Consider the following 23,046-nt stretch of genomic DNA (forward strand, 5'->3'; position numbering starts at 1 on the left):
TCACCTCCGGTTTAAGGCTACCCCTAAAAGGATGAGGGCGCCGCCCCAAAGGGCCTCCGCCCGCAAGGGCTCGCCCGCCAAGGGCCAGGCGAAAAGGGCTCCGGCCACGGGTTCCAGCATGGCCAGCAGGGTGGCCTCCCGGGCGGGGACCAGCCGCACCCCTTGCAGGAAGAGGGCGAAGGGGAGGAGGGTCCCGAAAAGGACAAGGTACCCCACCGCGCCCCAGGCCTCGAGGTCCAAGGTGAGGAGGTGGGGCAGGTTTAGGAGGAGGACGGGCAAGGAGAGGAGGCTACCTACCCCGGTGGCCACCCCCAGGCTCACCAGGGGCGGGGTCTTTAGCCCCTGGGAGCTTGCGGCGTAAAGGGCGAAGGAAAGGGCGGCCAAAAGGCCAAAGGCCACGCCCCCGGGGCTACCCTCTAGCCCCTTTCTCCCCGCCACCAGGATGTAGGCCCCCAGGAGGGCCAAGGCCACCCCCAAAAGGGCCCGGGCGGGAAGCCTTTCCCGGCGGAGGAGGGCGTAGAGGGTGAGGAGGGCAGGGGCTAGGTACTGGAGGAAGATCCCGGTGGCTACCGTGGTGGTGTGGATGGCCAGGTAGTAAAAGGCCTGGGCCCCGGAAAGGGCGAAGCCCACGGCCAGGAGGCGGCGCCTTTCTTCCGGCCTTGGGGGGTGGTGGAGGACGAGGGGAAGGAGAAGGAGGAAGCTCAGGAGAAAGCGCAAGGGGATGAGGACCCCCGGGGGGATGCCCTCCATGAAACGCCCCGCCAAGGCCCCTCCCAGGCCCCAAAGGAGGGCGGCCAGGGCCACGAAGCTCACCGCCTACCCCCCACCACGGCCAGGCCCACGCCCAGGAGCAGGACCAAGGCCCCGAGGAGCACGGGAAGGCCGGGGAGCTCCCCAAAGAGCAAGAAGGCCAGGAGGCTCGCCCCCACCGGCTCGAAGAGGATGGCCAGGGTGACGAGGACCGGGGGGATGTGCCGCGTGGCCCAGTTGAAGCTGGTGTGCCCCACGAGTTGGGGCAGAAGGGCCATGAGGAGGATGTAGCCGTAGACGGCGGGGGGATACCCGCCGTACCTGCCCCCGAAGAGGTAAGGGAGGGGCAGGAGGACCAAGGCCGCCACGGTGTAGGCGACCCGAATGTACTCCAGGGTGGATAGCCCCCGCCGCTGGGCCTCCCGCCCCAGGAGGAAGTAAAAGGAAACCGCCACCGCCCCTAAGACCGCCAGGAGGTCCCCCAAGAGGGGGTTTTCCCCCCCGCCCCCCTCCGCGTCCCCGAGCCCGATGAGAAGCCCACCTCCAAGGGCCACGGCCACCCCGAGGAGGGTGGTGCCGGAGGGCTTCTCCCCGAAGAAGAGCCAGCCGAAAAGGGTGACCCAGACAGGGTTGGTGGTGACAAGGGCGGTGCTTGCCGCCACGGAGGTGTAGGAGAGGGAGGTGATCCAGAAGGCGAAGTGGAGGGCTAAAAAGACCCCGGCCCCCACGGCGAAGGGAAGCCCTTTTTTCTCCCGCAAGGGCCTGAGCCAGCCCGGGGCGAGGAGCAGAGCGGCAAAACCCAGGCGCCCGGCGCTCATCACCAGGCTGAAGGCGAGGCTCCGGTCTTGGGAGGCCTCGAGGCTTAGGCGCACCAGGATGCTGCCGAAGCTGATGGCCAGGATACCGGCGAGGAGCACGGCGAGGAGGGTGAGCCTCGAGGGGCGCATGGCGGTATTCTTCCACGAAAAGGCGGGGCTTGCGAAGGGCTTTTCCCCGCCCCTTGCGGGGTCCTTTGATGATAGGGTTCAGGAAGTGTAGGTTTCCTTCCGGGACGGTGTAAAGGAGGGCTTCCGCCTGGGACAGGCGTCCTTACCTGGATTGGTATACTGCCCCCGAAGGAGGTCCTATGGTGACCGTAGCGGTTCCCAAGGAACGGGCTCCCGGGGAAAGAAGGGTGGCCCTAGTGCCCGAGGTGGTGGCCCGCCTGGTGAAGGGGGGCGCCCGGGTGCGGGTGGAACGGGGCGCCGGGGAAGGCGCCCACCACCCGGACGCCGCCTACCAGGAGGCGGGGGCGGAGGTGGTGGAGCGAGGAGAGCTTCTAAAAGGCGCCAACCTCCTCTTCACCGTCCAACCCCCTCCGGAGGACCTCATCCAGGCGCTGGAGCCTGGAGCCATCGTGGTGGGCTTTGTCCAGGCCCACAAAAACCCCGACTTGGTACGCGCCTTAGCCGCCAAGAAGGCCACGGTGATCGCCATGGAACTCATCCCCCGCATCACCCGGGCCCAGAGCATGGACGCCCTCTCCAGCCAGGCCACGGTGGCGGGGTACCTGGCGGCGGTCCACGCGGCTAGGCTTTCCCCCCGCTTCTTCCCCATGCTCACCACGGCGGCGGGCACCATCCGCCCGGCCAAGGTGATGGTCATGGGGGTGGGGGTGGCGGGGCTCATGGCCATCGCCACCGCCAAGCGTCTGGGTGCCCAGGTCTTCGCCTACGATGTGCGCAAGGCGGCGGTGGAACAGGCCGTCTCCTTGGGGGCCAAGCCCATCGAGCTTCCCATCAGCGCCGAGGGGGAAGGCGGCTACGCCCGGGAGCTCACCGAGGAGGAGAAGCGCATTCAGCACGAGGCCCTGCGCGAGCACGTGGCCGGGATGGACGTCCTCATCACTACCGCCCAGGTGCCGGGCCGCCGCGCCCCCATCCTCCTCACCGAGGACATGATGGAAAGGCTCAAGCCGGGGACCGTGGTGGTGGACCTGGCGGCGGAAAGCGGGGGCAACTGCGTCCTCACCAAGCCGGGGGAGGTGGTGGAGGTGCGGGGGGTACGGATCTATGGCCCCTTAAACCTCCCCAGCGAGCTTTCCGTGCACGCCTCGGAGATGTACGCCAAAAACCTCTTCAACCTCTCTAGCCTCCTCATCGAGAAGGGCGAGTTTGCGCCCAAGTGGGAGGACGAGATCGTCCAAGGTGCGCTCCTGATGAAGGAAGGGGAGATCCTGCACGGGCCCACCAAGGCCCTTCTGGGAGGTGCGTGATGGAGTTCGGCTTCTGGTCCGCCCTTTACATCTTCGTGCTCACGGCCTTCTTGGGCTACGAGCTCATCACCCGGGTGCCGGTGATCCTCCACACCCCCCTCATGTCCGGGTCCAACTTCATCCACGGGGTGGTGGTGGTGGGGGCCATGGTGGTCCTGGGGCATGCGGAAACCGGCTTGGAAAAGCTCATCGGCTTCCTGGGCGTGATCCTGGGGGCAGCCAACGCCGCCGGGGGGTATGCGGTCACCGTGCGCATGTTGGAGATGTTTGAGAAGAAGCCCGGCAAGGGGGGTGGTCAGTAATGGACCTCATCCAGGCGGCCTACTTCGTGGTGGCCATCCTTTTCATCGTGGGCCTGAAGCGCATGGCCCATCCCACCACCGCCAAAAGCGGCATCGTCTGGGCGGGCTGGGGCATGGTCCTGGCGGTCTTGGCCACCTTCTTCTGGCCGGAGATGGGGAACTTCGGCCTCATGCTCCTGGCCTTGGCCTTGGGTTCCGTGGTGGCCTGGTGGGCGGCGGTGCGGGTGGCCATGACGGACATGCCCCAGATGGTGGCCATCTACAACGGCATGGGCGGGGGCGCTGCCGCCACCATCGCTGCGGTGGAGCTTCTGAAGGGGGCCTTTGAGAACGCTGGGCTCATGGCCCTGGCCATCCTGGGCGGGCTCATCGGCTCGGTGGCCTTCACGGGAAGCCTCATCGCCTTCGCCAAGCTCCAGGGCCTCATGCGGAGCCGCCCCATCCTCTTCCCGGGGCAGAAGGTGGTCAACGCCCTGGTCCTCTTGGTCACGGTGGTCCTGGGCTTTTCCCTCCTCTGGAACGACCCCACCTTGAGTATCGTCCTCTTCTTCCTCCTCGCCCTCCTGTTTGGCGTGCTCATGACCCTACCCATTGGCGGGGGGGACATGCCCGTGGCCATCTCCTTTTACAACGCCTTCACCGGCATGGCCGTGGGCTTTGAGGGCTTCGCCGTGGGCAACCCAGCCCTCATGGTGGCGGGCACCCTGGTGGGGGCGGCGGGTACCCTCCTCACCGTGCTCATGGCGAGGGCCATGAACCGCTCGGTTTGGAACGTGCTGGTGGGCGGGTTCGGCGTGGAGCAGGAGGCGGGGGAGGTCAAGGGGAGCCTCAAGCCCATCGACGTGGAGGACGCCGCCGTGATGCTGGCCTACGCCAACAAGGTGGTCTTCGTCCCGGGCTACGGCATGGCCCTTTCCCAAGCCCAGCACAAGGTGAAGGAGTTGGCCGACCTCCTGGAAAGCCGGGGCGTGGAGGTGAAGTTCGCCATCCACCCCGTGGCGGGGCGGATGCCAGGGCACATGAACGTGCTTTTGGCGGAGGCCGGGGTGGACTACGACAAGCTCAAGGACCTGGAGGAGATCAACCCCGAGTTCCCCACCGTGGACGTGGCGGTGGTCATCGGGGCCAACGACGTGGTGAACCCCGCCGCCCGCCGCCCGGGAAGCCCCCTCTACGGCATGCCCATCCTGGACGTGGACAAGGCCAAGAACGTCATCGTCATCAAGCGGGGGCAGGGGAAGGGCTTCGCTGGGGTGGAAAACGAGCTCTTCTACGCCGACAACACCCGCATGCTCTACGGGGACGCCCAGCAGGTCTTGACCCAGCTCACCCAGGCTCTGAAGAAGCTTTAGCGCCAAAGAAAGCCGCCCCGGGGAAACCCCGGGGCGGTCGTCTAAGCGAGCAGGAGCACGGGGTTTTCCAAGTAGAGGGCCACCCTTTCCAAAAGTTTCCGGGCCAGGGGGGCTTCCAGGCCCGAGGCGGCCAGGACCCCTTCTGGGGAGAGGAAGAGGCTTGGGCGGCCCGTGTGGAACTCTTCTTCCCCGGCGAAGCAGAGGAGGCCTTCGCCCGTTTCGCCCGTTTCTTGCCGGAAGAGGGCGAGGAAGTCCCCTAGGGGCCTTAGCCCCATGGCCGTTTCCCCCTCCACCCGGCCCAGGAGGGGCCTTAGGGGAAGTTCCAGTTCCGCTAGGGCCCTTTCTGCCCCTTTGAGGAGGAAGGGCAAGGGGTTTTCCGGCACCCCGTGGAACTGGGCAAAGGCCTTTAGGGCGTCTTGCAGGGGGGTGGGGTCGAAACGGCGGCGGTAGACCCTGAGGAGGGTGAAGGCGGGCGTAGCTGCGGTGGGGGCCCCTGGGATGGGGGCGGGGGCTGGGGGCGAGGGTTCGGGGGAAGGCGGGGCGGTTTCCTCAGCCAGGAAGTCCTCCTCGGCTAAAAGCGTTTCGGGGACGGCTTCTTCCTCGGCCAGGAAGGCGGCCAGCTCTTCCTCCAAGGAGCTTGGAGCGGTCTTCTCCGGTTCCGCCTCCTCGGACAAGAGGGCCTCGAGCTCCGCCTCCAGGGGGCTTGGGGCGGGTTCTTCCGGGGGAAGGGCCAGGTCCTCCTCGATGACAGGGGGCGGCTCCTCCGCCACCACCAGGGCTTCTTCCTCCAAGTCCAGGTCCAGGTCCATTTCCTCCAGGACCGGCTCCAGTTCCAAGGCCTCTTCCTCCAGCTCTTCTATCTGCACCGTGGGCGTCTTGGGGGGCTCGGGGAGGAGCTCCGAAAGGTCCACCCCTTCCTTCCCCAAGGCCTCTTGGGCCCGCCGCAGGTCTTCTTCCGGCAGGACGGGGGGCGGCTCCTCCGGCATGGGGGGCAGGTCCACCTCCCCCGCCATCACCTTGGCCAAAAAGGCCAGGATGTCCCGCTCCACGATGGTTCCCTCGGGGCCCGTGCCTTGGAGGCGGCGCCAGTCTATGCCGTTCTCCTCGGCCAGCCGCCTTGCCAGGGGCGTGATCTTGGGTTCTTCCATCTTGGCCCTATGATAACAGGGTGGAAGCGCGTTTTGCCGAGCTGTTGGCCGAGTACTGCCTCGAGGCGGGCCCAGGGGAGACCGTTTTGGTGGAGGCGGAAACCCCGGCCCTTCCCCTCCTTCCCCACCTGAAGCGGGCCCTGCTCCGGCGGGGGGCCTACCCCCTCTTCCGCCTCGCCTACCCTGGGGAGGGGCGGGACTTCCTCCTCCATGGGGGGGCATGGCTGGAGAGGGTCCCCGAGGTGGAATGGGCCCTTTACGAGAAGGCGGACAAGTTCCTTAAGGTCCTTTCCGCAGAAAACCCCTTGGAGATGGCCTCCTTGGACCCGGGGCTTGCCCTTAGGCACCAGCGGGCCTGGCGGCCCTTGCAGGAGATGCGGCTTGGCAAGCGTTGGACCCTCACCCTCTACCCCACCGTGGGCTACGCCGTGGGGGCGGGGATGGGCACGGGGGAGTTCCGGGCCTACCTCGAGGGGGCCCTTTTCCTGGACCGGGAGGACCCGGTGGCCGCCTGGCGGGACCTTTCCCGCTTCCAGGAGGGCTTGATCGCGCGGCTTTCCCAGGGGAAGGAGCTCCGCATCCTGGCCCCGGGCACGGACCTTTCCCTTTCCGTGGCGGGGAGGGTCTGGATCAACTCCGACGGGCGGCGGAACATGCCCTCGGGGGAGGTGTTCACGGGTCCGGTGGAGGATAGCGCCGAGGGCGAGGTGCGCTTCAACCTCCCGGCCTTCGTGGGGGGGCGGAGGGTGGAAGGGGTCTACCTCCGCTTTGCCCAGGGCGAGGTGGTGGAGGCCCGCGCCGAGGTGGGGGAGGACTACCTGCAAAGCGCCCTGGCCACGGACGAGGGGGCGAGGCGGCTTGGGGAGGTGGGCATCGGCACCAACTTCGGCCTCACCCGGCCCACGGGCCTCATCCTCCTGGACGAGAAGATGGGGGGCACGGTGCACCTGGCCTTGGGCCAAAGCTACCCGGAAACGGGCGGCAAGAACCGAAGCGCCCTCCACTGGGACCTGGTCCTTTCCCTGAGGGAGGGCCGGCTCCTTCTGGACGGCGAGCCCCTCCTGGCCGAGGGGCGCTTTGTGGGCCTCTAGAGGTCTTTCCGTTCAAAGAGGAGGGCCGCCAGGAGGGCGAAGCCCAGGGTGTAGATGAAAAGGAGGGAAAGCCCAAGCCCCGCCGCCTGGGGTCGCAGGTGGAGGTCCAAATAGGTGGTGAGGAGGAAGGGCGTTAGGGCGGGAAAGGCCACCAGGAGGCGCATGAGGAGAAGGGTGGCCACCGCCGCCAGGGCGCTCGCCGTGGTGGAGAGGAAAAGGGTCCCGTAAAGAAGGGCCAAGGCGGCCAGGGGCACGAGGACCGCCCCCGCCAGGAGGTGGGCCCGCAGAACTTCCCCCAGGGCCTCCCCTGGGGCCAGGAGCCCCGTGCCGGCGAAACCCCCTTCCCCCAGGCCCGTGCCGCCGAAGAAGGGGCCAAACCCGTGGGGCAGGCCCGCCAGAAGGCTTCCGAGGAAGCTTGCCGCCAGGAGGACGAAGGGGTAGAGGAGGGTGGCGAGGAGCTTACTCAGGAGGAGGAGGCTTCGGGGAAGGGGTCTTAGGAGCAAGGTCTTGAGCGTGCCCTGGGCCACCTCGCTCCCCAAGGACTCGCTGGCCGCCATGACCACCAGGAAGGGGAAGAGGAACTCCATGCCGGCGAGGAGGCTTAAAGACACCACCTGCCACCCCGAGGCCAGGACCAGGCCGTAGACCTCCTTAAGCCCGGGGGCTAGGGCCCAGAGGAAGGGGAGGAGGAAGGCGAACAAGAGCCCCAAGGCCACGGAACGCAACCGGAAGAGCTTGTAAACCTCAAAGAAGAAAAGCCTAAGCATGCTTCACCCGCTCCTGGTAGTAGCTCCTGAGATCGAAGCGTTCGGGATGGAGGGCCTTCACCCGGTATCCCTCCTCCAGGAGGGCTTTTAGCGCCGCTTCTGGGTTCCCCTCAAAGAGGATGGCACCCCCTTGGAGCCGCACCTGGGCCACCTGGGGGAGGGTCTTGAGGAGGGCTAAGGCCCCTTCCAGAGGGTGGGCCTCGAGGCGATAGACTTCCCGCCCGGAAAGCGCCACCTCGTCCAAAAGCCTTCCCCCGCCCAGGATCCCCACCTTATGGGCGTACTGGCCTACCTCCTGCAGGTGGTGGGTGGAGAGGAGGACCGCCACCCCTTCCCGGGAAAGCTCCTTTAGGAGGCCGTGGACGAGCTCCACCCCCTCCGGGTCCAAGCCGCTGGTGGGCTCGTCCAGGACCAAGACCTTGGGCCGGTGCAGGATGGCCGCCGCCAGGCCCAGGCGCTGCCTTTGCCCCAAGGAGTAGCTTCCCACCTTCTGGTCCGCCACCGCCAACAGTTTCAGGCGGGCCAGCACCTCGCCGATGCGCCCTTCCTCCCTCACCCCGGCCAAATAGGCCTGCAGGCGGAGGTTTTCCCGCCCGGTGAGGTAGGGGTAGAAGGCGGCGGGCGCCTCCACCACCGCCCCCAGGTGGCGCCGGGCAGCAGGATTCTTGTGCACGTCCTCCCCCAGGAGGAGGGCCCTTCCTTCCGTGGGGAAGGCCAGGCCCGTCACCAGGCGGATCAGGGTGGTCTTGCCCGAGCCGTTGGGGCCGGCCAGGGCGTAGACCTCCCCCGGGGCCACCGTCAGGCTCACCCTTTCCAAGACGGGCTTGCGGCCATACCGCTTGCCCACGCCCTCTAGCCTCAGGGCTTCCATGGGTGCTATACTACTCAAGCCCCCGGTCCAGCGCGGCGGGCCGGGCGTGAACCGGGTCAGGTCCGGAAGGAAGCAGCCCTAAGCGCCCAGGTCCGGGCGCCGCTGGGTAGCCGGGGGCGGCTTATCCACAGGGTTATCCACAAGTCCTCAACGCCCTTGGCTATGGGTTTGGTCGTCCTTTGCGCCCTCCAGAAGGGCGCTTTTGTTCATCCCTTGCGTTTGGGGCCGGTCCGCGCTACCCCCTTTTCCACAAGGGCGAAGACCTCTTCCGGGGTGTACCCCGCTTCCAGGAGAATGGCCTCCGTGTGCTCTCCCAAAAGGGGCGGGGGCGTGGAGGGCCTGGCGGGGGTGCGGGAGAGGAAGCGCAAGGGGTTGGCCAGGGTAGGAAGCCTTCCCACGAGGGGGTGGTCCAGGGTCCAGACCGCTTCCCGCACCCAGGCCTGGGGGTCCTGGAAGGCTTCGGCCAGATCGTTCACCGGGGCGGCGGGGACCCCCGCTGCTCTGAGCTGCTCCAGCCAGTAGGCCCGGGGGCGGGTGCGGAGCCTTTGGGCGATGGCCCTTTCCACCTCCTCCCGCTCCTCCACCCGGCTTGGGTTGGTGGGGAAGCGCGCCGCCAACTGGGGAAGCCCCAGGACCTGGCAAAGCCTTTGGAACTGCTCGTCGTTTCCCACGGCGAGCACAAGCCAGCCGTCCTCCGCCGGGAAGGCCCCGTAGGGGACGATCTGGGCGTGGGCGTTGCCGAGCCTGCCAGGGGGTCTTCCCGTGAGGAGGTAGCTTTCCCCGAGGTTCGCCAGGGCGAAGAGGCCCACGTCAAAGAGGGAGAGGTCGATGTGCTGGCCCAGGCCGCTTCGCTCCCTCTCCCAAAGGGCGGCGAGCACGGCCACCGCTCCCATCATCCCCGTCATCACGTCAATCCAGGCCACCCCCACCTTCATGGGGGGGCCTTGGGGCTCCCCGGTGACGGACATGATGCCGGTGTAGCCCTGGAGGGCGGCGTCGTAGCCGGGTTCCTTGGCCCGGGGCCCGGTGTGGCCGAAACCGGTGAGGGAGAGGTAGACGAGCCTGGGGTTCAGGGCCTTGAGGCTTTCGTAGTCTAGGCCGTAGCGGGCGAGGTCCCCTGTCTTGAAGTTTTCCACCAGCACATCCGCCCGCCTGGCCAGGCGCCGCACCGCCTCCTGGCCTTCCCCTTGCTTGAGGTCCAGGGCCACGCTCTTCTTGCCCCGGTTCACGGAGAGGAAGTAGGCGCTTTCCCCCTCAGCGAAGGGGGGGCCCCAGCTGCGGGTCTCGTCCCCCCAGGGGGGTTCCACCTTGATGACCTCCGCCCCCAGATCGGCCAGGATCATGGTGCAAAGCGGCCCCGCCAGCACGCGGGAGAGGTCCAGCACCCTAACGCCGGAAAGCGGCCCCATGGCGGCTATCCTAACCCGGTATAGTGAGAGCGTGGGCCGCTTCCTCAGGCACCTCTTCGTTTTTGCCGTGCTCCTTTTCATCGCCCTGCCCTTCCTCTGGATGGCCTACGCCGCCTTCATGCCCAAGGAGGCGGTGTACTCGGGGGAGCTTTTCTCCCGGGTGGGCTTCAGCCTGGAAAACGTCCGCGCCCTGGCCAAGGAGGGTTTCTGGGACCGGCTTCTCTTCTCCCTGGGCCTTTCTTCGGGCGTGGTGGCCCTGCAACTCCTCACCGCCCTTTTGGCCGCTTACGCCCTCCGGGCGGGGCTTGGGCTTTTGCCCTTTTACCTTTTCCTCATGGCGGTGCCAGCGGAGCTCCTTCTGGTCCCCCTGTACGGCGTCCTCCAGGGGCTTGGCCTCCTGGACACCCTTTTTGCCCTGGTCCTTCCCTTCGCCGCTAGTCCTTTTGTCATCTACCTGGTCTACCAGGCCATGCGGGGGGTGCCGGAGGAGCTTTTGGAGGCGGCCAGGCTGGATGGGGCCGGGCACCGGGTGCTCCTCTTCCACATCCTCTTCCCCTTGGCCCGGCCCACCTTGGTGGCGGCGGGGGTGCTCGCCTTCGCCGCCCACTGGAACCTGGTCCTTTACCCCAGGGTGGTGGTTTCCGACCCCAGGCTTTGGACCCTCCAGACCTGGCTCACGGACCTACAACGCAAGTACCCCACGGACTGGGGCCTCCTCTCGGCGGCGGCGCTTTTGAGCGTCCTGCCCATCGCCCTCCTCTACCTCCTCTTTGAGCGGCGGGTGGTGGCCACCTTTGAGGAGGGGCTGAAGGGCTGAGGGGCCTTTGGGACTAGCTCTTCCCTCGCCTTTGGCCTGCGCTTTCAAAGCGGGCCCTGAGGGCCTTTAGCCGCTCCCGCACCCGTTCTTCCCAACCCTCCCCCGTGGCCTCAAAGAGAAGGAGGTCCTCGAGGCCCTCGGGCAGGTAGCGCTGGGCGAAGCTCCCCTCCGGGTTCTCGTGGTAGTAGGCGTACCCCCGGCCGTGGCCCTGGGACCGGGCCAAGGCGGTGGGGGCGTTCCTCAGGTTTAGGGGCACGGGGGCTTGGGGGTGGGCCTGCACCGCCGCCTCTGCCCGTTGCCAGGCGGTATAGAGGCTATTGGACTTGGGGGCCAGGGCCAGGTAGACCGCCGCCTCCACCAAGGCGAGCTCCCCTTCTGGGCTTCCCAAGGCCTCGTAGGCCTCTAGGGCCGCCACCGCCAGGCGAAGGGCCAAGGGATCGGCTAGGCCCACGTCCTCCACCGCCACCCGGATGAGGCGACGGGCCACGTAGCGGGGGTCTGCGCCCCCTTTTAGGAGCCTTGCCAGGTAGTAGAGGGCGGCGTCCACGTGGCAACCCCTAAGGCTTTTGTGCAGGGCGGAGGTGAGGTCGTAGAAGTGGTCCCCTTGGCGGTCCATGGCGAAGCGCTCCGCCCCCAGGGCCTCCCGCACGCTTTCCTGGCTCACCTCGCCGAAGGCGGCGGCGAGCTCTAAGGTGTTCAGGGCGAAGCGGGCGTCCCCCCCTGCCGCCTGGGCCAGGAGCCTTAAGGCCGCTTCCTCGAAAGGGGTGCCGGGGAGGCCCCGGGGGTCGGTGAGGGCCCGCTTCAGGAGGGTGAGGAGGTCCTCCTCGGAAAGGGGGCGCACGGGGAGGAGGCGGAGGCGGGAGCGCAGGGCGGGGGTGAGGAAGAAGGCGGGGTTTTCCGCCGTGGCCCCGATGAGGGTGAGGAGGCCGGACTCCAGATGGGGGAGGAAGGCGTCCTGCTGGGCCTTGTTGAAGCGGTGGATTTCATCCAAAAAAAGCAGGAGCCCCCCTTCTTCCCGCGCCCGTTCCAAAGCCCGCCGCACCTCTTTAAGCCCCGCCTCCACCGCGGAGAGCCGGAGAAAGGGCTGGCCCGTCCCCTCCGCCAGGAGGCGGGCCAAGGTGGTCTTACCCGTGCCTGGGGGGCCGAAGAGGACCATGGAGCTTAGGCGCTTTTCCGCCAGCATACGCCGCAAAAGGCCCCGCTCCCCCGTGAGGTGGGGCTGGCCCAAGACCTCCTCCAGGCTCCTCGGCCTGAGGCGCTCCGCCAAAGGCTCCACCCTTCCATGGTAAGGCGGGGGTAAGGGGGTGTGTGGTAGCCTTGGAAAGAAACATGCGCTGGCTTTTTTTGCTCCCTTGGCTTCTCTTCCTCCTGGGCCTTCTGCCCCTCCAGGGGGAGCTCTTGGGCCAGGTGGATAGGGGCTTGGGGCTTTTCCTGGCGGGGCTCCTTTTGGCGGCGGTGGCGAGCCTTTACTCCCGCTTCCCCGTGGGTTTCCGGGTGCAGTTCGCCTGGGTGCTGGGGTTGGGGCTCTTGGCCTTCCAGCTGGCCTGGGAAAGCGCCTTGGCCTTCACCGGGCAGGAGGGGTCGGCCTACACCGCCTTGGCGGGGGTCTTGGGGGCTATGGCCTTGGGGGTGGCCTTCTTCCTGGGCACGGGGCGGGAGGCCCCTTTGCTGCCCGCCTTAGAGGGGGTGGGGACGCGGGAGGACCTCCGGCGCCTGGCCGGGGCCTTGGAAGGGCTCGCCTTGCGGCGGGAGCTGGTTCTGGTCTACTTCTCGGCCCCCCTGCCCTCTGAGCGCTTGGTGCGGGAGCTTCGCCGGGGGGATTTGGCCTTCCGCCTGGAAGGGGGGTATCTGTTGGTGCTCCAGGGAGGCCGCCCCGAGGACGCCGCAGGGCTTCTCAAGCGGCTTCGGGAGCGGTTTCCCCTGGCCGCCTACGCCGTGGAGCGCTGGCGGGGAGGGAGCCTGGAGCGGGTTCTGGCCCGCCTCGAGGCGGAAAGCCTCCTGCAAACCTAGCGGTGTAGCCTTCTTCCCCCTACACCGCTTGCGGGTGTACGGGTTTTGCCTTTAGCGCAAGGCGCCTTGCCCGCTTGGGGGCTACCTTGGAGGCTAAGGAGGTCAGCCATGGAGCAGGCCAAGGAGATCAGCCAAGCGTGGCAGGAGGCGTTGGAAACCTACGGGGAGCGGGAGGAAGAGTGAGGCTTCAAGCGGCGGAGGGGGCCTTCGCCCCCTCTTTGTTTACTTCCCCACCAGGCGCTTGCGCTTGGCCGGGTCCAGGACCTTTTTCCGCAAACGGAGGCTCTTGGGGGTGACCTCCAAGAGCTCGTCCTCGGCTAGGAACTCCAAGGCTTCCTCCAAGGAGAGCTTCCTTGGGGGGATGAGGCGGATGTTCTCGTCGGAACCCGCAGCCCGGATGTTGGTGAGCTTTTTGGCGGTGGTGACGTTCACCTCCAGGTCGTTTTCCCGCACGTGTTCCCCCACGATCATGCCCACGTAGACCTCGGTGCCCGGTTCAATGAAAAACTGCACCCGTTCTTGCAGGCGGTGGAGGCTGTAGGCGGTGGCCACCCCTGCTTCCATGGCCACGGCGCTCCCCGTGGTGCGGGTGGGGATGGGCCCGGCCTCGGGGCCGTAGCCGTGGAAGGTGTGGCTCAGGATGCCCTCCCCCCCGGTGAGGGAGAGGAAGAGGCTGCGGAAACCGAAGAGGGCCCGGGCGGGGAGGAGGAACTCCGCCCGCACCCGATCGCCCGATTCCATGTGGACCATCTCCGCCCGCCGGGTGCCCAGGGCTTCCATCACCGCCCCAAAGCGGTCCTTGGGGGCTTCCACCACCAAGAGCTCGTAGGGCTCGAGGCCATCCTTCAGGAGGACCCGGGGCTGGCCCACGCTAAACTCGTACCCTTCCCGGCGCATGGTTTCCAGGAGGATGGCCAGGTGGAGCTCCCCCCGGCCCCGTAGTTCAAACACCTCGGGGGCCACCTCCAAAACCTGCAGGGCCACGTTGGTGCGAAGCTCCCGGTCTAGCCGCTCCTTGAGCTTCTGCCCCGTGACGTACTTTCCCTCCCGCCCGGCGAAGGGGGAGGTGTTGGCGGTGAGGGTGAGGGCCACGGTGGGTTCGTCCACCGCCAAGCGGGGCAGGGCCTCGGGGGCCTCGGGGCTCGCTAGGGTGTCCCCGATCTCCGCCCCTTCCACCCCGGCCAGGGCCACAATGTCCCCGGGCAGGCTTTCCTCCACCTCCACCCGCTCCAGGCCCTGATGGGTGTAGACCGCCGCCACCTTGGCCAGGACCTGGCCCCCTTCCTTCAGGATGGCCACGGTTTCCCCCTTGCGCACCCGGCCCCGGGCCACCTTGCCCACGGCCACCCGGCCCAGGTAGGGGGAGTGGTCCAGGTTGGCCACCAAAAGCTGGAAAGGCCCTTCCCTCCAGCGGGGCGGGGGGACGTGGTCCAGGATGGTTTGGAACAGCTCCGCTAGGTCCCCCTTGGGCTCTTCCCGCCAGGCCCTCCCCTCGCGGCCGATGGCGTAGAGGTAGGGGAAGTCCAGCTGTTCCTCGGAGGCGCCCAGTTCCACCATGAGGTCAAAGGTGAGGTTGAGGACCTCGTCGGGTCGGGCCTCCTTCTTGTCCACCTTGTTCAGGACCACGATGGGCTTGAGGCCGGCCTCGAGGGCCTTGCGCAGGACGAAGCGGGTCTGGGGCATGGGGCCTTCCGCAGCGTCCACCAAGAGGAGCACCCCGTCCACCAGGGAAAGGGCCCGCTCCACCTCCCCCCCGAAGTCCGCATGCCCCGGGGTGTCCACGATGTTCACCTTCACCCCGCCCCAGGCCACGGCGGTGTTCTTGGCCAGGATGGTGATGCCCCGCTCCTTCTCCAGGTCAAAGGAGTCCAGGATCCTTTCCCCTTCCTCCTTCTTCAGGGCCTTGGCTTGGCGGAGCATGGCGTCCACCAAGGTGGTCTTGCCGTGGTCTACGTGGGCAATGATGGCAATGTTTCTAATCTCCATGGGCGCACCCAATCCCCCCACTCTACCACGGGAAGGCGCGTAGGATAAGGGCATGGTGGTGGCCACCTTCTCCCTGGTGGCCCGGGACCCCGAAACCGGGGATCTGGGCGTGGCCGTGGCCAGCAAGTTCCTGGCGGTGGGGGCGGTGGTGCCCTTCGCCAGGGCCAAGGTGGGGGCCGTCGCCACCCAGTCCTACGCCAACCCCCGCTTTGGCCCCCAGGGCCTGGCCCTCTTGGCGGAAGGGGCGAGCCCGGAAGGGGTCTTGGAAGCCTTCCGCCGCACCGATCCCCACCTGGAAAAACGACAGTTCGGCCTGGTGAGCGCCAGGGGCGAGGCCCTAAGCTTCACCGGTTCCCTTTGCCATCCCTGGGCCGGGGGGGTGGTGGGGGAGGGCTTCGCCGTCCAGGGCAACCTCCTGGCGGGCCCCGAGGTGGTGGAGGCCATGGCGGAAACCTTTGTGCAGGAAAAGGACCTTCCCTTTCCCGAGCGGCTTCTTGGAGCCCTACGAGCAGGGGAGGCGGCCGGGGGGGATAAGCGGGGCCGGCAGTCCGCCGCCCTTTTGGTGGTGGGGGAAGGGAAGGGGTACGGGGGGCTTTGGGACCGCTACATAGACCTGCGGGTGGACGACCATACCGAGCCCCTGGAGGAGCTTGCCCGCCTTCTTTCCCTCCACCGCCTCCTCTTTGAAAAGCCCAAGGCCAGACGCCCCCTGCGGGAGGAGGAGGTGCGCTGGGTGCAGAGGGTGCTCCACGGGCTTGGCCTTTACGCCGGGGAGGCCCACGGGGTCTTTGACCGGGAAACGGAGGAGGCATTTTTGGCCCTCATCGGCATGGAGAACCTGGAAGAGCGCTACCAAGGGGGTCCCGAGGTGGACGAGGCCACCCTGGACCACCTCAAACGGAGGTACGGGTGGAACTAGGCGCCGGGGGTGTGGTCTTCAACGCCAAGCGGGAGGTCCTTCTCCTTAGGGACCGCATGGGCTTTTGGGTCTTTCCCAAGGGGCATATAGAGATGGGGGAGAGCCTGGAAAGCGCTGCGGTGCGGGAGGTGTACGAGGAAACCGGGGTCCAGGCGGTGGTCCTAGGCCCTCTCTATCCCACCCGCTACGTCAACCCCAAGGGGATAGAGCGGGAGGTGCACTGGTTCCTCATGCGGGGGGAGGGGGAGCCCAGGCTCGAGGCGGGCATGACCGGGGCCGGCTGGTTCGCTCCCGAGGAGGCCCGGGCCCTCCTCGCCTTCCCCGAGGACCTGGGGCTTTTGGAGGTGGCCCTTGAGCGCCTACCGCTTTGAGGACAAGCTTCCCAAGGTCCACCCCACCGCCTTCCTCGCCCCCGGGGCCTACGTGGTGGGGGCGGTGGAGGTGGGGGAGGGGGCTTCCCTCTGGTTTGGCGCCGTGGCGCGGGGGGATTTGGAGCGGGTGGTGGTGGGCCCCGGAACCAACGTCCAGGACGGGGCTGTCCTCCACGCCGACCCGGGCTTTCCCTGCCTCTTAGGGCCTTCCGTCACCGTGGGCCACCGGGCGGTGGTCCATGGGGCGGTGGTGGAGGAGGGGGCCTTGATCGGCATGGGGGCCATCGTCCTCAACGGGGCGAGGATCGGCAAGAACGCCGTGGTGGGGGCGGGGGCGGTGGTGCCCCCGGGGATGGAGGTGCCCGAGGGGATGTTGGCCCTGGGCGTCCCCGCCCGGGTGGTGCGCCCCGCCGACCCCCCCACCAACGCCCCCCGGTACCAGGCCTTGGCCGAGCGCTACCGCAAGGGGCTTTTCCCCGTGGACCCCCCCCGGCGCTACCGCCTCACCCTAAGGGGGCAGGATGCGCTCAACCCTTTTAGCGAGCTCCACTTGCGGTTGAAGCGGCAGAAAAAGGAGGCCCTCGAGGCCCTGCGCCAGGTGGCCCAGGGCTTTCCCTTGGCGCCGGAAGCTGCCATACCCCTTCTGGAAGAGGGCCTCATCGTTCCCGAGTGAGCCCGGGGCCACAAAAAGAAGGGAAAAAGGGGAGCACCATGGAGCGCAAGATGGTGGAGATTGAAGAAACCGGCCTTTCCTTTGAAACGGAACTGGACCTGGACCGCCTTAAGGTCCTGGCCTCGGAGTGGCTTCAGGTGATCGGGGAGGATCCCAACCGGGAAGGGCTTTTGAAGACACCGGAGCGGGTGGCCAAGGCCTGGGCCTTCCTCACCCGGGGCTACCGCCAAGACCTTAAGGAGATCGTCAACGGGGCGGTCTTCCAGGCGGAGGGGAGCGAGATGGTGGTGGTGAAGGGCATCGAGTTTTACTCCCTTTGCGAGCACCACCTTCTGCCCTTCTTCGGCCAGGTGCACATCGGCTACATCCCGAACGGCAAGATCCTGGGCCTTTCCAAGTTCGCCCGCATCGTGGACCTCTTCGCCCGTCGCCTCCAGGTGCAAGAGCGCTTGGCGGTCCAGATCGCCGAGGCCATCCAGGAGATATTGGAGCCCCAAGGGGTGGGGGTGGTGGTGGAGGGGGTCCACCTCTGCATGATGATGCGGGGGGTGGAGAAGCAGCACTCCCGCACCGTTACCAGCGCTATGCTGGGGGCTTTCCGGGAAAGCCAGAAGACGCGGGAGGAGTTCTTGAGCCACCTGCGCTAGGGGCTAGCGCCGCCAAAAATGCCCCAGGAGGTTGAGGAGGAGGGTGAGGAGAAGGGAAAGAAGGAGGGCCGAGGTGAGGGGGATGTATACCCGTAAGCCCTCCCGCTCTATGCGGATGTCCCCCGGCAGGTGGCCGAACCAGGCGAAGAGCTTGGGGAAGTAGAGGAGAAGGAGCCCCAAGGCCGCAAGGAAGAGCCCAAGGTAAAGGAGCGCTTTACCCAGTTCCATCCCGCACCTCCAGGTAGGCGGTGAGGGCGGCCCCCAAAAGCCCAGCGTCCCCTCCAAGCTCGGCCTTGCGCAAAGGGGGTACCTCCCAGCCCGCTAGGTAATGGCGGTAGGCGGCGTGCAGGGCTTCCCAGTAGCCCTCTGGGGCGTTTAGGGCGAGCCCCCCGCCCACCACCACCGCTCCCGGGTCAAAGGCCTTGACCAGGCTGGCGAGGCCCAGGCCCACGTAATGGGCCGCCTGGAGGAGGATGCGCTTGGCCTTGGGGTCGCCTTCTTGAAAGAGGGCGAAAAGCTCTTGGTTGCTGACAGAGCGGTGGTAAGCGTAGCCCGCTTCCCGTTCCAGGGCCCGACCGGCGGCCAGGGCCTCCAAACACCCTTCCAGCCCGCAGCCGCACATGGGTCCCCCGGGGAGGAGGGTCATGTGGCCTAGCTCCCCGCCTTGGCCCCTTTCCCCCCGGAGCACCCGGCCCCCAAGGACCACCCCGCCCCCGACGCCGGTGGAAACCGTGAGGTAGAGGGAGCTCGTTTCCCCTCGGGCCGCCCCCAGGTGGTGCTCGGCCAAGGCGGCGGCGTTGGCGTCGTTTTCCAAGTAGACGGGCTTGCCCGTGGCCTCTTGCAGAAGGTCCCGGATGGGGAAGTCCACGAGGCCGGGGATGTTGGGGGTGAAGCGGATCACCCCTTTGCGGAAGTCCAAAGGCCCTGGGGTGCCAAGGCCGATGGCCACCCCTTCCCCCCCCGCTTCCTCCTCCGCCTTGTGGGCCGCCTCCGCCAGGGCCCGCACCACCGCCATCCCCCCCTCCTTGGGGGTGGGGAGGACCACCTTGGAAAGGAGCTTTTCCCCGTCAAACACCCCGGCGGCGATCTTGGTCCCCCCGAGGTCCAGGCCCACCACCCTCATGGCGCCTCCTCCGCCAAGACGGCCTCGGCTTCGCCCCAGAGGGCCTCGGGCACGAAGAGGGCCACGTCCCCCATGTAGGTGCCCAAGGCGGCCTCGGGGAGGCCGGCGAAGGGGGTTTCCAGGAAGACGGGGATGCCCCGGACCTCGAGGCGGGCCTTCAGCCCCTCCGCCACCGGGCGGGGGGCGGTGAGGAGCTTGGCGTATGGGGTTCCGGCTACCGTGCGGCGTTCCATAGGGCCTCCACTAAGCGGGTGTAGGCTTGGGCGGCGGCCTCCACCTGGGATAGGAGGATGTGCTCCTTGGGGGTGTGGGCTAAGGCGGGGTCCCCTGGGCCCAGGCCCAGGACCGGAGCCTTGGCGCCCAGGTAGGGGGCGTCGGTGGTGAAGGGCCAAAGGCCCGCCCTTTCTTGGCCCAGGGCCTTTAGGGCGGCCTGGAGGAGGGGGTGGTCCTCCGGCAGGCGGTAGGGGGGCCAGAGGGCGGGGATGGCCATCCGTACCTCCCCCGAGGCCCGCTCCTCCTCGGGGATGTACACCGAGGCGCTTCCCAAGGCCCTTAGGCGGTCCAAAAGCCCCTCCGGGTCCGCCTCGGGCTCGTAGCGCACGTCCAGGTAAAGCCGCACCACCCCGGGGGTCTGGTTGGTGGCCCCGGGGTAGGTGTCCACCCGGGTGGGGGTGAGCTTGAGGCCGGAGGGTAAGGGGAGTTCCTTTAGGGCGAGGAGGTACTCGGCAAGGTCGTAAAGGGGGTTTTCCCCGGAGGCCAGGGCGGCATGGGCCTCTTCCCCTTCAAAGTCCGCCCAGACCTCGGCCCGGCCCCGGTGCCCCCGCATGAGCCTTCCCCCCGAGGGTTCCCCCAGGATGAAGGCCAAGGGGCTAAGCCGCAGGGCGGCGTAGCGGCTTCCCAAGCCCCCCACCTCCTCCTGTACCACCGCCAGGAAGCGCACCCGGCCCCGGAGGGGGGTCCTGGAAAGCGCCTCCAAGGCCAGGAGCATGGCCACCAGGGCGCCTTTCATGTCCACCGCTCCCCGGCCGTAGAGCCGCTCGCCCACCACCGCCCCTTGGGGGTGGGGCCAGTGGGCGGGGTCCCCCACGGGCACCACGTCCATATGCCCGGTGAGGACCACCTCGGGCTCCTCCTCCCCCAAAAGGGCCTCCACGTTCCCCGCCTCGTCCAAGGTGGCGGGGAGGCCCAAGGCCTTTAGGGCTTCCAGGAGTAGCCCCGCCACCTCCTCTTCCTTCCCCGGAAGGCTTTCCGCCTGGACGAGGCGGGAAAGGAGCTTCACCCAGTCCACGCCCCTATCCTACACCCCGGGAAAGCCTCGCCTGGTAGAGGGCGATGCCCAGGGCCACGGAGGCGTTCAAGGACTCCGCCTCGGGCCGGATGGGGATGCGGAAGAGCTCGTCGCAGGACTCCCGCACCAGCCGCCGCATCCCTTCCCCCTCCGAGCCCACCACCAAGGCCAAGGGCCTTTGGAAATCCAGTTCTGGGGGGGTCTTCTCCCCCCGCACGTCCAACCCGTAGACCCAAAGCCCCCTTTCCTTGAGTTCCTTCAGGGTGCGGGGGAGGTTTTTCACCTTGATGACAGGAAGCTTGAGGGCGGCCCCAGCGCTGGCCTTGAGGGCTAAGGGGGAAAGGGGGGCTGCCCGCCGCTCCTCGGAAACCACCCCGTGGGCCCCCAGGGCCAGGGCGCTCCGGATCATGGCCCCGTAGTTCCTGGGGTCGGTGATCCCGTCCAGGACCACGAGAAGGGGGGGTTCGCCCCGGGCTTCGGCCAGGCGCCAGGCGTCTTCCAGGGTGGCGTAGGTGGGCGCCTCCACCTCCGCCGCCAGGCCCTGGTGGTGGGTGGTGCGGAGGAGGGTATCGAGCTCTATTCGGGGGACGAGCTCAAAGGGGGCCCCGAGCCGCTCCAGTTCCCGTAGGAGCCAGGCCTCCACGCCCCTCGCCACCAGGACCCTGCGGGCGCGGCCTTCCCGGATGGCCTCGAGGACCGGGTTTCTCCCGTAGATCCACATGGCCCGAGTCTACGCCGTATGATGAGGGGGAAGGAGGCCTTATGTACCGGACCATCCTTATGCCCACGGACGGGAGCCCCTGCAGTTTCCAGGCCCTGGAGCATGGCCTTTCCCTGGCCAAGGCCCTGGGGGCCAAGGTGCACTTTCTCTACGTCCTGGAAAACCCCGCCCAGGCCATCTGGATCGCCCCCGAGAGCGTTCCCTACGGCCTCGAGCTCCTGGAGGACCTGAAGAAGGCGGGGGAGGAGGCCATCGGGAAGGCCCTGGCCCTGGCCAAGGAGAAGGGGGTGGAGGCCACGGGGGAGGTGAAGGAGGGTACCCCCATCCCCACCATCGTGGAGGCGGCCAAGGGGTTTGACCTCGTGGTCATGGGCACCCACGGGCGCACGGGGCTGGACAAGCTCCTTTTGGGCTCGGTGACCGAGGGGGTGCTCCACCGGGTTTCCGTGCCGGTCCTGGTGGTGCGCTGCCGCTAGATGCGCCTCGTTTCCGTCTTCGTCTCCTCCAGGCTTTCCCCAAAGGACCCCCTTTACCCCAGGCTCGTGCGCTACGGGGAGGTGCTGGCCGAGGAGGGCTTTGGCCTGGCCTGTGGCGGGTACCAAGGGGGGATGGAGGCCCTGGCCCGAGGGGTGAAGGCCAAGGGGGGGTTGGTGGTAGGGGTTACGGCCCCGGGCCTTTTCCCGGAGCGGAAAGGCCCCAACGCCCACGTGGACCTGGAGCTTCCGGCCAGTAGCCTTCCCGAGCGCATCGGCCGGCTTTTGGACCTGGGGGCGGGGTACCTGGCCCTGCCCGGCGGGGTGGGCACCCTGGCGGAGCTGGTTCTGGCCTGGAACCTCCTCTACCTGCGGCGGGGCTTGGGGCGGCCCTTGGCGGTGGACCCCTACTGGCTCGATCTCCTCAAAGCCCACGGGGAGATCGCCCCCGAGGACCTCGCCCTCTTGCGGGTGGTGGCGGGCGAGGAGGACCTGCGCCGCTTCCTGAGGAGCCTATGAGCGAAACCCTGGTGGTTTATGTGCCCGACCTGGGCCAGGGGGCGAGCTTCTACCAGGCCTTGGGCCTGGCCCTGGAGGAGCTCGTTCCCCACGAGGCCTTATTGGTGCCGGGGGAGGGGCCTCTTCTCCTCCTCCGGCTGGGGAAAGGCGGGGTGGAGCGGGGACCGAGCCGGCCCAGGCCCGAGGGGCAGGGCTTTGCCCGGCTCCGCCTCGAGGAGGGGCGGCTCGTCTTCCTGGTGGAGAGCCTCGCCCACGAGCGGCTCCGCCTGGCCAAGTACGGCCTGGCCTACCGGGAGGCGGGGGACCACCTCCTCCTCTTTGACCCCGGGGAGAACCCGGTGGTGGTGCGGGAGGGGTGATGCGGCTTTGGCTTTTGGACCTAGACGACACCCTCCTCGTGGACCACGGGGTGACCCGGGAGGTACTGGAGGCCTTGGGGAGGGAGGTGGGGGTAGAGGGGCTTTACCCGGCGGTGAAGGCGCGGGCCGAGGCCCTATTCCGGGAGGCTCCCTTTTACCCCTGGGCGGAAAGGATCGGCCACTCGGCCTTAGAGGCCCTTTGGGCGGGCTACACCACCCCGGGCCTCGAGGCCTGGGCCGCCTGGGCCTGGCCCTTTCGCGAGCGGGTCTTCCGCGAGGCCTTGGCCGCCCTGGGGGGGCCTAGGGAAAGGGCTCGGGAGCTGGCGGAGGCCTTCTTCCAGAGGCGACGCCGCTACCCCCTGTTCCCCGAGGTGCCGGAGTTCCTTAAGGCCCTGCGGGCGCAGGGGGCCTTCCTCGTCCTCCTCACCAACGGGGTCCCTGACCTGCAGCGGGAGAAGCTCGTGGGCGCCGGGCTGGAGGCGGCCTTTGACCTCACCCTGGTCTCGGGGGAGGTGGGGTGGGGCAAGCCCGACCCCCGGCTTTTCCGCATGGCCCTATGCGCCTTCGGCCTCCCCCCCGAGGCGGCGGTGATGGTGGGGGACAACCCCGAGCGGGACATCCAGGGGGCCTTGGCGGCGGGGCTCACGGCGGTCTTCGTGGACCGGGGCCACCGCTTGCCCGACCCCCGCTACCCCGCCCACCTGCAGGTGAAGGACCTAAGGGAGGCCCTGGCCCTCCTTTCGTGAGGCGCTTCACGGGCGACCCGTTTCCTTTCCGGTAGACTCCCCCCATGCACGAGGCGCTCCTTTTCCTCCATAGTTGGGTGCGTTGGTTGGTCCTCCTTTTAGGCCTCTTTGCCCTCCTCCGGCCCGAGCCCCGCTTGGGGGCCTTTTTTGCCCACGCCCTCACCCTGCAGGTGGTCTTGGGGGTGGCGTTGGCCTTTGCAAGCCCCCTTTTCCAGGGGGCCCTGGCCAACCTGCCCGCGGCGATGGAGGCGGGGGGAGAGGCCCGCTACTTCGTGGCGGAGCACTGGGTGGGGGGGCTTGTGGCCCTGGGGCTCGCCCACGCCGGGCTGGCCCGGGCGCGGAAGGGGAAGCCTAGGGCCCGGCTCCTCTTCGGCCTTGCCCTCCTCGCCCTACTCCTTTCCATTCCCTGGTTTCGGCCCTTCTTCCGGCTCTAGCGTGGCCTGCCACCTG

The 23,046-nt window shown here is 68.0% G+C and carries 28 protein-coding genes and 1 other RNA gene; 16 read left to right on the plus strand and 13 right to left on the minus strand.

All coding sequences use genetic code 11. The annotated features are described in order from the left end of the window. Positions 1-813, minus strand: a complete 813-nt coding sequence (locus ABXG85_RS05545; RefSeq protein ID WP_353512731.1) for an EamA family transporter — start codon at positions 811-813, stop codon at positions 1-3. After that, positions 810-1,697: a DMT family transporter gene (locus ABXG85_RS05550; RefSeq protein WP_353512732.1), complete on the minus strand. Its 888-nt coding sequence runs from the start codon at positions 1,695-1,697 to the stop codon at positions 810-812. Before ABXG85_RS05550 ends, ABXG85_RS05545 begins: the two co-directional genes overlap by 4 nt. A 179-nt stretch (positions 1,698-1,876) precedes the next feature. Here ABXG85_RS05550 and ABXG85_RS05555 point away from each other — a divergent pair, with 179 nt between their 5' ends. From ABXG85_RS05555 to ABXG85_RS05565, 3 genes are read left to right on the plus strand one after another with little or no spacing between them, the layout of a single operon-like run. Further along, positions 1,877-3,004, plus strand: coding sequence for an NAD(P) transhydrogenase subunit alpha (locus ABXG85_RS05555; RefSeq protein WP_353512733.1), 1,128 nt, complete (start codon positions 1,877-1,879; stop codon positions 3,002-3,004). Further along, positions 3,004-3,306 (plus strand): proton-translocating transhydrogenase family protein, encoded by a 303-nt coding sequence (locus ABXG85_RS05560; RefSeq protein ID WP_008630585.1) that lies wholly within the window; start codon positions 3,004-3,006, stop codon positions 3,304-3,306. The genes ABXG85_RS05555 and ABXG85_RS05560 overlap by 1 nt, the downstream gene beginning before the upstream one ends. Further along, a complete protein-coding gene (locus tag ABXG85_RS05565) occupies positions 3,306-4,658 on the plus strand; it encodes an NAD(P)(+) transhydrogenase (Re/Si-specific) subunit beta (protein ID WP_353512734.1) in 1,353 nt (450 codons plus the stop codon). Before ABXG85_RS05560 ends, ABXG85_RS05565 begins: the two co-directional genes overlap by 1 nt. 41 nt (positions 4,659-4,699) lie before the next feature. Here ABXG85_RS05565 and ABXG85_RS05570 read toward each other — a convergent pair whose 3' ends face one another. Continuing rightward, the gene (locus ABXG85_RS05570; RefSeq protein ID WP_353512735.1) at positions 4,700-5,806 is read right to left on the minus strand and encodes an E3 binding domain-containing protein; all 1,107 of its coding nucleotides are present in this window, start codon (positions 5,804-5,806) and stop codon (positions 4,700-4,702) included. Between the two features lie 20 nt (positions 5,807-5,826). On the opposite strand from ABXG85_RS05570, the gene ABXG85_RS05575 reads away from it, so the two are divergent. Continuing rightward, a complete protein-coding gene (locus ABXG85_RS05575) occupies positions 5,827-6,897 on the plus strand; it encodes an aminopeptidase (RefSeq protein WP_353512736.1) in 1,071 nt (356 codons plus the stop codon). Here the strand turns inward: ABXG85_RS05575 and ABXG85_RS05580 are convergent. Continuing rightward, on the minus strand, positions 6,894-7,664 hold the full coding sequence (locus ABXG85_RS05580) for an ABC transporter permease (RefSeq protein ID WP_353512737.1): 771 nt from the start codon (positions 7,662-7,664) through the stop codon (positions 6,894-6,896). The genes ABXG85_RS05575 and ABXG85_RS05580 overlap by 4 nt on opposite strands. Then, entirely contained in the window at positions 7,657-8,535 is an 879-nt protein-coding gene (locus tag ABXG85_RS05585) for an ABC transporter ATP-binding protein (protein WP_353512738.1), read from the minus strand. The genes ABXG85_RS05580 and ABXG85_RS05585 overlap by 8 nt, the downstream gene beginning before the upstream one ends. A 24-nt stretch (positions 8,536-8,559) precedes the next feature. On the opposite strand from ABXG85_RS05585, the gene ffs reads away from it, so the two are divergent. After that, positions 8,560-8,647: signal recognition particle sRNA small type (gene ffs, locus ABXG85_RS05590), an RNA gene on the plus strand. 94 nt (positions 8,648-8,741) lie between these two features. Here the strand turns inward: ffs and ABXG85_RS05595 are convergent. Then, positions 8,742-9,944, minus strand: coding sequence for a CaiB/BaiF CoA transferase family protein (locus ABXG85_RS05595; protein ID WP_353512739.1), 1,203 nt, complete (start codon positions 9,942-9,944; stop codon positions 8,742-8,744). 31 nt (positions 9,945-9,975) lie between these two features. Between ABXG85_RS05595 and ABXG85_RS05600 the strand changes: the two genes are divergently transcribed. Then, complete coding sequence (locus tag ABXG85_RS05600) at positions 9,976-10,761, plus strand: carbohydrate ABC transporter permease (RefSeq protein WP_353512740.1); 786 nt, start codon at positions 9,976-9,978, stop codon at positions 10,759-10,761. A gap of 13 nt (positions 10,762-10,774) precedes the next feature. On the opposite strand, the gene ABXG85_RS05605 is transcribed toward ABXG85_RS05600, so the two are convergent. After that, positions 10,775-12,037: a replication-associated recombination protein A gene (locus ABXG85_RS05605; protein WP_353512741.1), complete on the minus strand. Its 1,263-nt coding sequence runs from the start codon at positions 12,035-12,037 to the stop codon at positions 10,775-10,777. Positions 12,038-12,090: 53 nt separating this feature from the next. Between ABXG85_RS05605 and ABXG85_RS05610 the strand changes: the two genes are divergently transcribed. Continuing rightward, positions 12,091-12,771: a hypothetical protein gene (locus ABXG85_RS05610; protein WP_353512742.1), complete on the plus strand. Its 681-nt coding sequence runs from the start codon at positions 12,091-12,093 to the stop codon at positions 12,769-12,771. 222 nt (positions 12,772-12,993) lie between these two features. Here the strand turns inward: ABXG85_RS05610 and typA are convergent, their stop codons facing one another. Continuing rightward, entirely contained in the window at positions 12,994-14,757 is a 1,764-nt protein-coding gene (gene typA, locus ABXG85_RS05615; protein ID WP_353512743.1) for a translational GTPase TypA, read from the minus strand. A gap of 52 nt (positions 14,758-14,809) precedes the next feature. On the opposite strand from typA, the gene ABXG85_RS05620 reads away from it, so the two are divergent. The 4 genes from ABXG85_RS05620 to folE are packed head-to-tail and all read left to right on the plus strand — an operon-like array spanning position 14,810 to position 17,367. After that, positions 14,810-15,676, plus strand: coding sequence for a DUF1028 domain-containing protein (locus ABXG85_RS05620; RefSeq protein ID WP_353512744.1), 867 nt, complete (start codon positions 14,810-14,812; stop codon positions 15,674-15,676). Further along, positions 15,667-16,047, plus strand: coding sequence for an NUDIX hydrolase (locus ABXG85_RS05625; RefSeq protein ID WP_353512745.1), 381 nt, complete (start codon positions 15,667-15,669; stop codon positions 16,045-16,047). The genes ABXG85_RS05620 and ABXG85_RS05625 overlap by 10 nt, the downstream gene beginning before the upstream one ends. Continuing rightward, the gene (locus ABXG85_RS05630) at positions 16,028-16,720 is read left to right on the plus strand and encodes a gamma carbonic anhydrase family protein (protein ID WP_353512746.1); all 693 of its coding nucleotides are present in this window, start codon (positions 16,028-16,030) and stop codon (positions 16,718-16,720) included. The genes ABXG85_RS05625 and ABXG85_RS05630 overlap by 20 nt, the downstream gene beginning before the upstream one ends. A gap of 38 nt (positions 16,721-16,758) precedes the next feature. Continuing rightward, the gene (gene folE / locus ABXG85_RS05635; protein ID WP_353512747.1) at positions 16,759-17,367 is read left to right on the plus strand and encodes a GTP cyclohydrolase I FolE; all 609 of its coding nucleotides are present in this window, start codon (positions 16,759-16,761) and stop codon (positions 17,365-17,367) included. Positions 17,368-17,370: 3 nt separating this feature from the next. Here the strand turns inward: folE and ABXG85_RS05640 are convergent, their stop codons facing one another. The 5 genes from ABXG85_RS05640 to rlmB are packed head-to-tail and all read right to left on the minus strand — an operon-like array spanning position 17,371 to position 20,499. After that, complete coding sequence (locus ABXG85_RS05640) at positions 17,371-17,595, minus strand: DUF2905 family protein (protein ID WP_353512748.1); 225 nt, start codon at positions 17,593-17,595, stop codon at positions 17,371-17,373. Continuing rightward, positions 17,582-18,490, minus strand: a complete 909-nt coding sequence (locus ABXG85_RS05645; protein WP_353512749.1) for a glucokinase — start codon at positions 18,488-18,490, stop codon at positions 17,582-17,584. The genes ABXG85_RS05640 and ABXG85_RS05645 overlap by 14 nt, the downstream gene beginning before the upstream one ends. Continuing rightward, positions 18,487-18,723: a hypothetical protein gene (locus ABXG85_RS05650; RefSeq protein ID WP_353512750.1), complete on the minus strand. Its 237-nt coding sequence runs from the start codon at positions 18,721-18,723 to the stop codon at positions 18,487-18,489. The genes ABXG85_RS05645 and ABXG85_RS05650 overlap by 4 nt, the downstream gene beginning before the upstream one ends. Then, entirely contained in the window at positions 18,705-19,778 is a 1,074-nt protein-coding gene (locus ABXG85_RS05655) for a M20 family metallopeptidase (protein WP_353512751.1), read from the minus strand. Before ABXG85_RS05655 ends, ABXG85_RS05650 begins: the two co-directional genes overlap by 19 nt. A gap of 4 nt (positions 19,779-19,782) precedes the next feature. After that, positions 19,783-20,499, minus strand: coding sequence for a 23S rRNA (guanosine(2251)-2'-O)-methyltransferase RlmB (rlmB, locus tag ABXG85_RS05660; RefSeq protein ID WP_353512752.1), 717 nt, complete (start codon positions 20,497-20,499; stop codon positions 19,783-19,785). A 41-nt stretch (positions 20,500-20,540) separates the two neighbouring features. On the opposite strand from rlmB, the gene ABXG85_RS05665 reads away from it, so the two are divergent. From ABXG85_RS05665 to ABXG85_RS05685, 5 genes are read left to right on the plus strand one after another with little or no spacing between them, the layout of a single operon-like run. Then, complete coding sequence (locus tag ABXG85_RS05665) at positions 20,541-20,975, plus strand: universal stress protein (RefSeq protein WP_353512753.1); 435 nt, start codon at positions 20,541-20,543, stop codon at positions 20,973-20,975. Further along, the gene (locus tag ABXG85_RS05670) at positions 20,976-21,491 is read left to right on the plus strand and encodes an LOG family protein (protein WP_353512754.1); all 516 of its coding nucleotides are present in this window, start codon (positions 20,976-20,978) and stop codon (positions 21,489-21,491) included. Further along, the gene (locus tag ABXG85_RS05675; protein WP_353512755.1) at positions 21,488-21,850 is read left to right on the plus strand and encodes a hypothetical protein; all 363 of its coding nucleotides are present in this window, start codon (positions 21,488-21,490) and stop codon (positions 21,848-21,850) included. The genes ABXG85_RS05670 and ABXG85_RS05675 overlap by 4 nt, the downstream gene beginning before the upstream one ends. After that, positions 21,850-22,596 carry an HAD family hydrolase gene (locus tag ABXG85_RS05680; protein ID WP_353512756.1) on the plus strand — a complete coding sequence of 249 codons (747 nt, stop codon included), beginning with the start codon at positions 21,850-21,852 and terminating at the stop codon, positions 22,594-22,596. The genes ABXG85_RS05675 and ABXG85_RS05680 overlap by 1 nt, the downstream gene beginning before the upstream one ends. Before the next feature lie 44 nt (positions 22,597-22,640). After that, the gene (locus ABXG85_RS05685; RefSeq protein WP_353512757.1) at positions 22,641-23,030 is read left to right on the plus strand and encodes a hypothetical protein; all 390 of its coding nucleotides are present in this window, start codon (positions 22,641-22,643) and stop codon (positions 23,028-23,030) included. Positions 23,031-23,046: the final 16 nt, after the last annotated feature.

The sequence above is a fragment of the Thermus sp. LT1-2-5 genome, from assembly GCF_040363165.1.
GTDB lineage: Bacteria > Deinococcota > Deinococci > Deinococcales > Thermaceae > Thermus.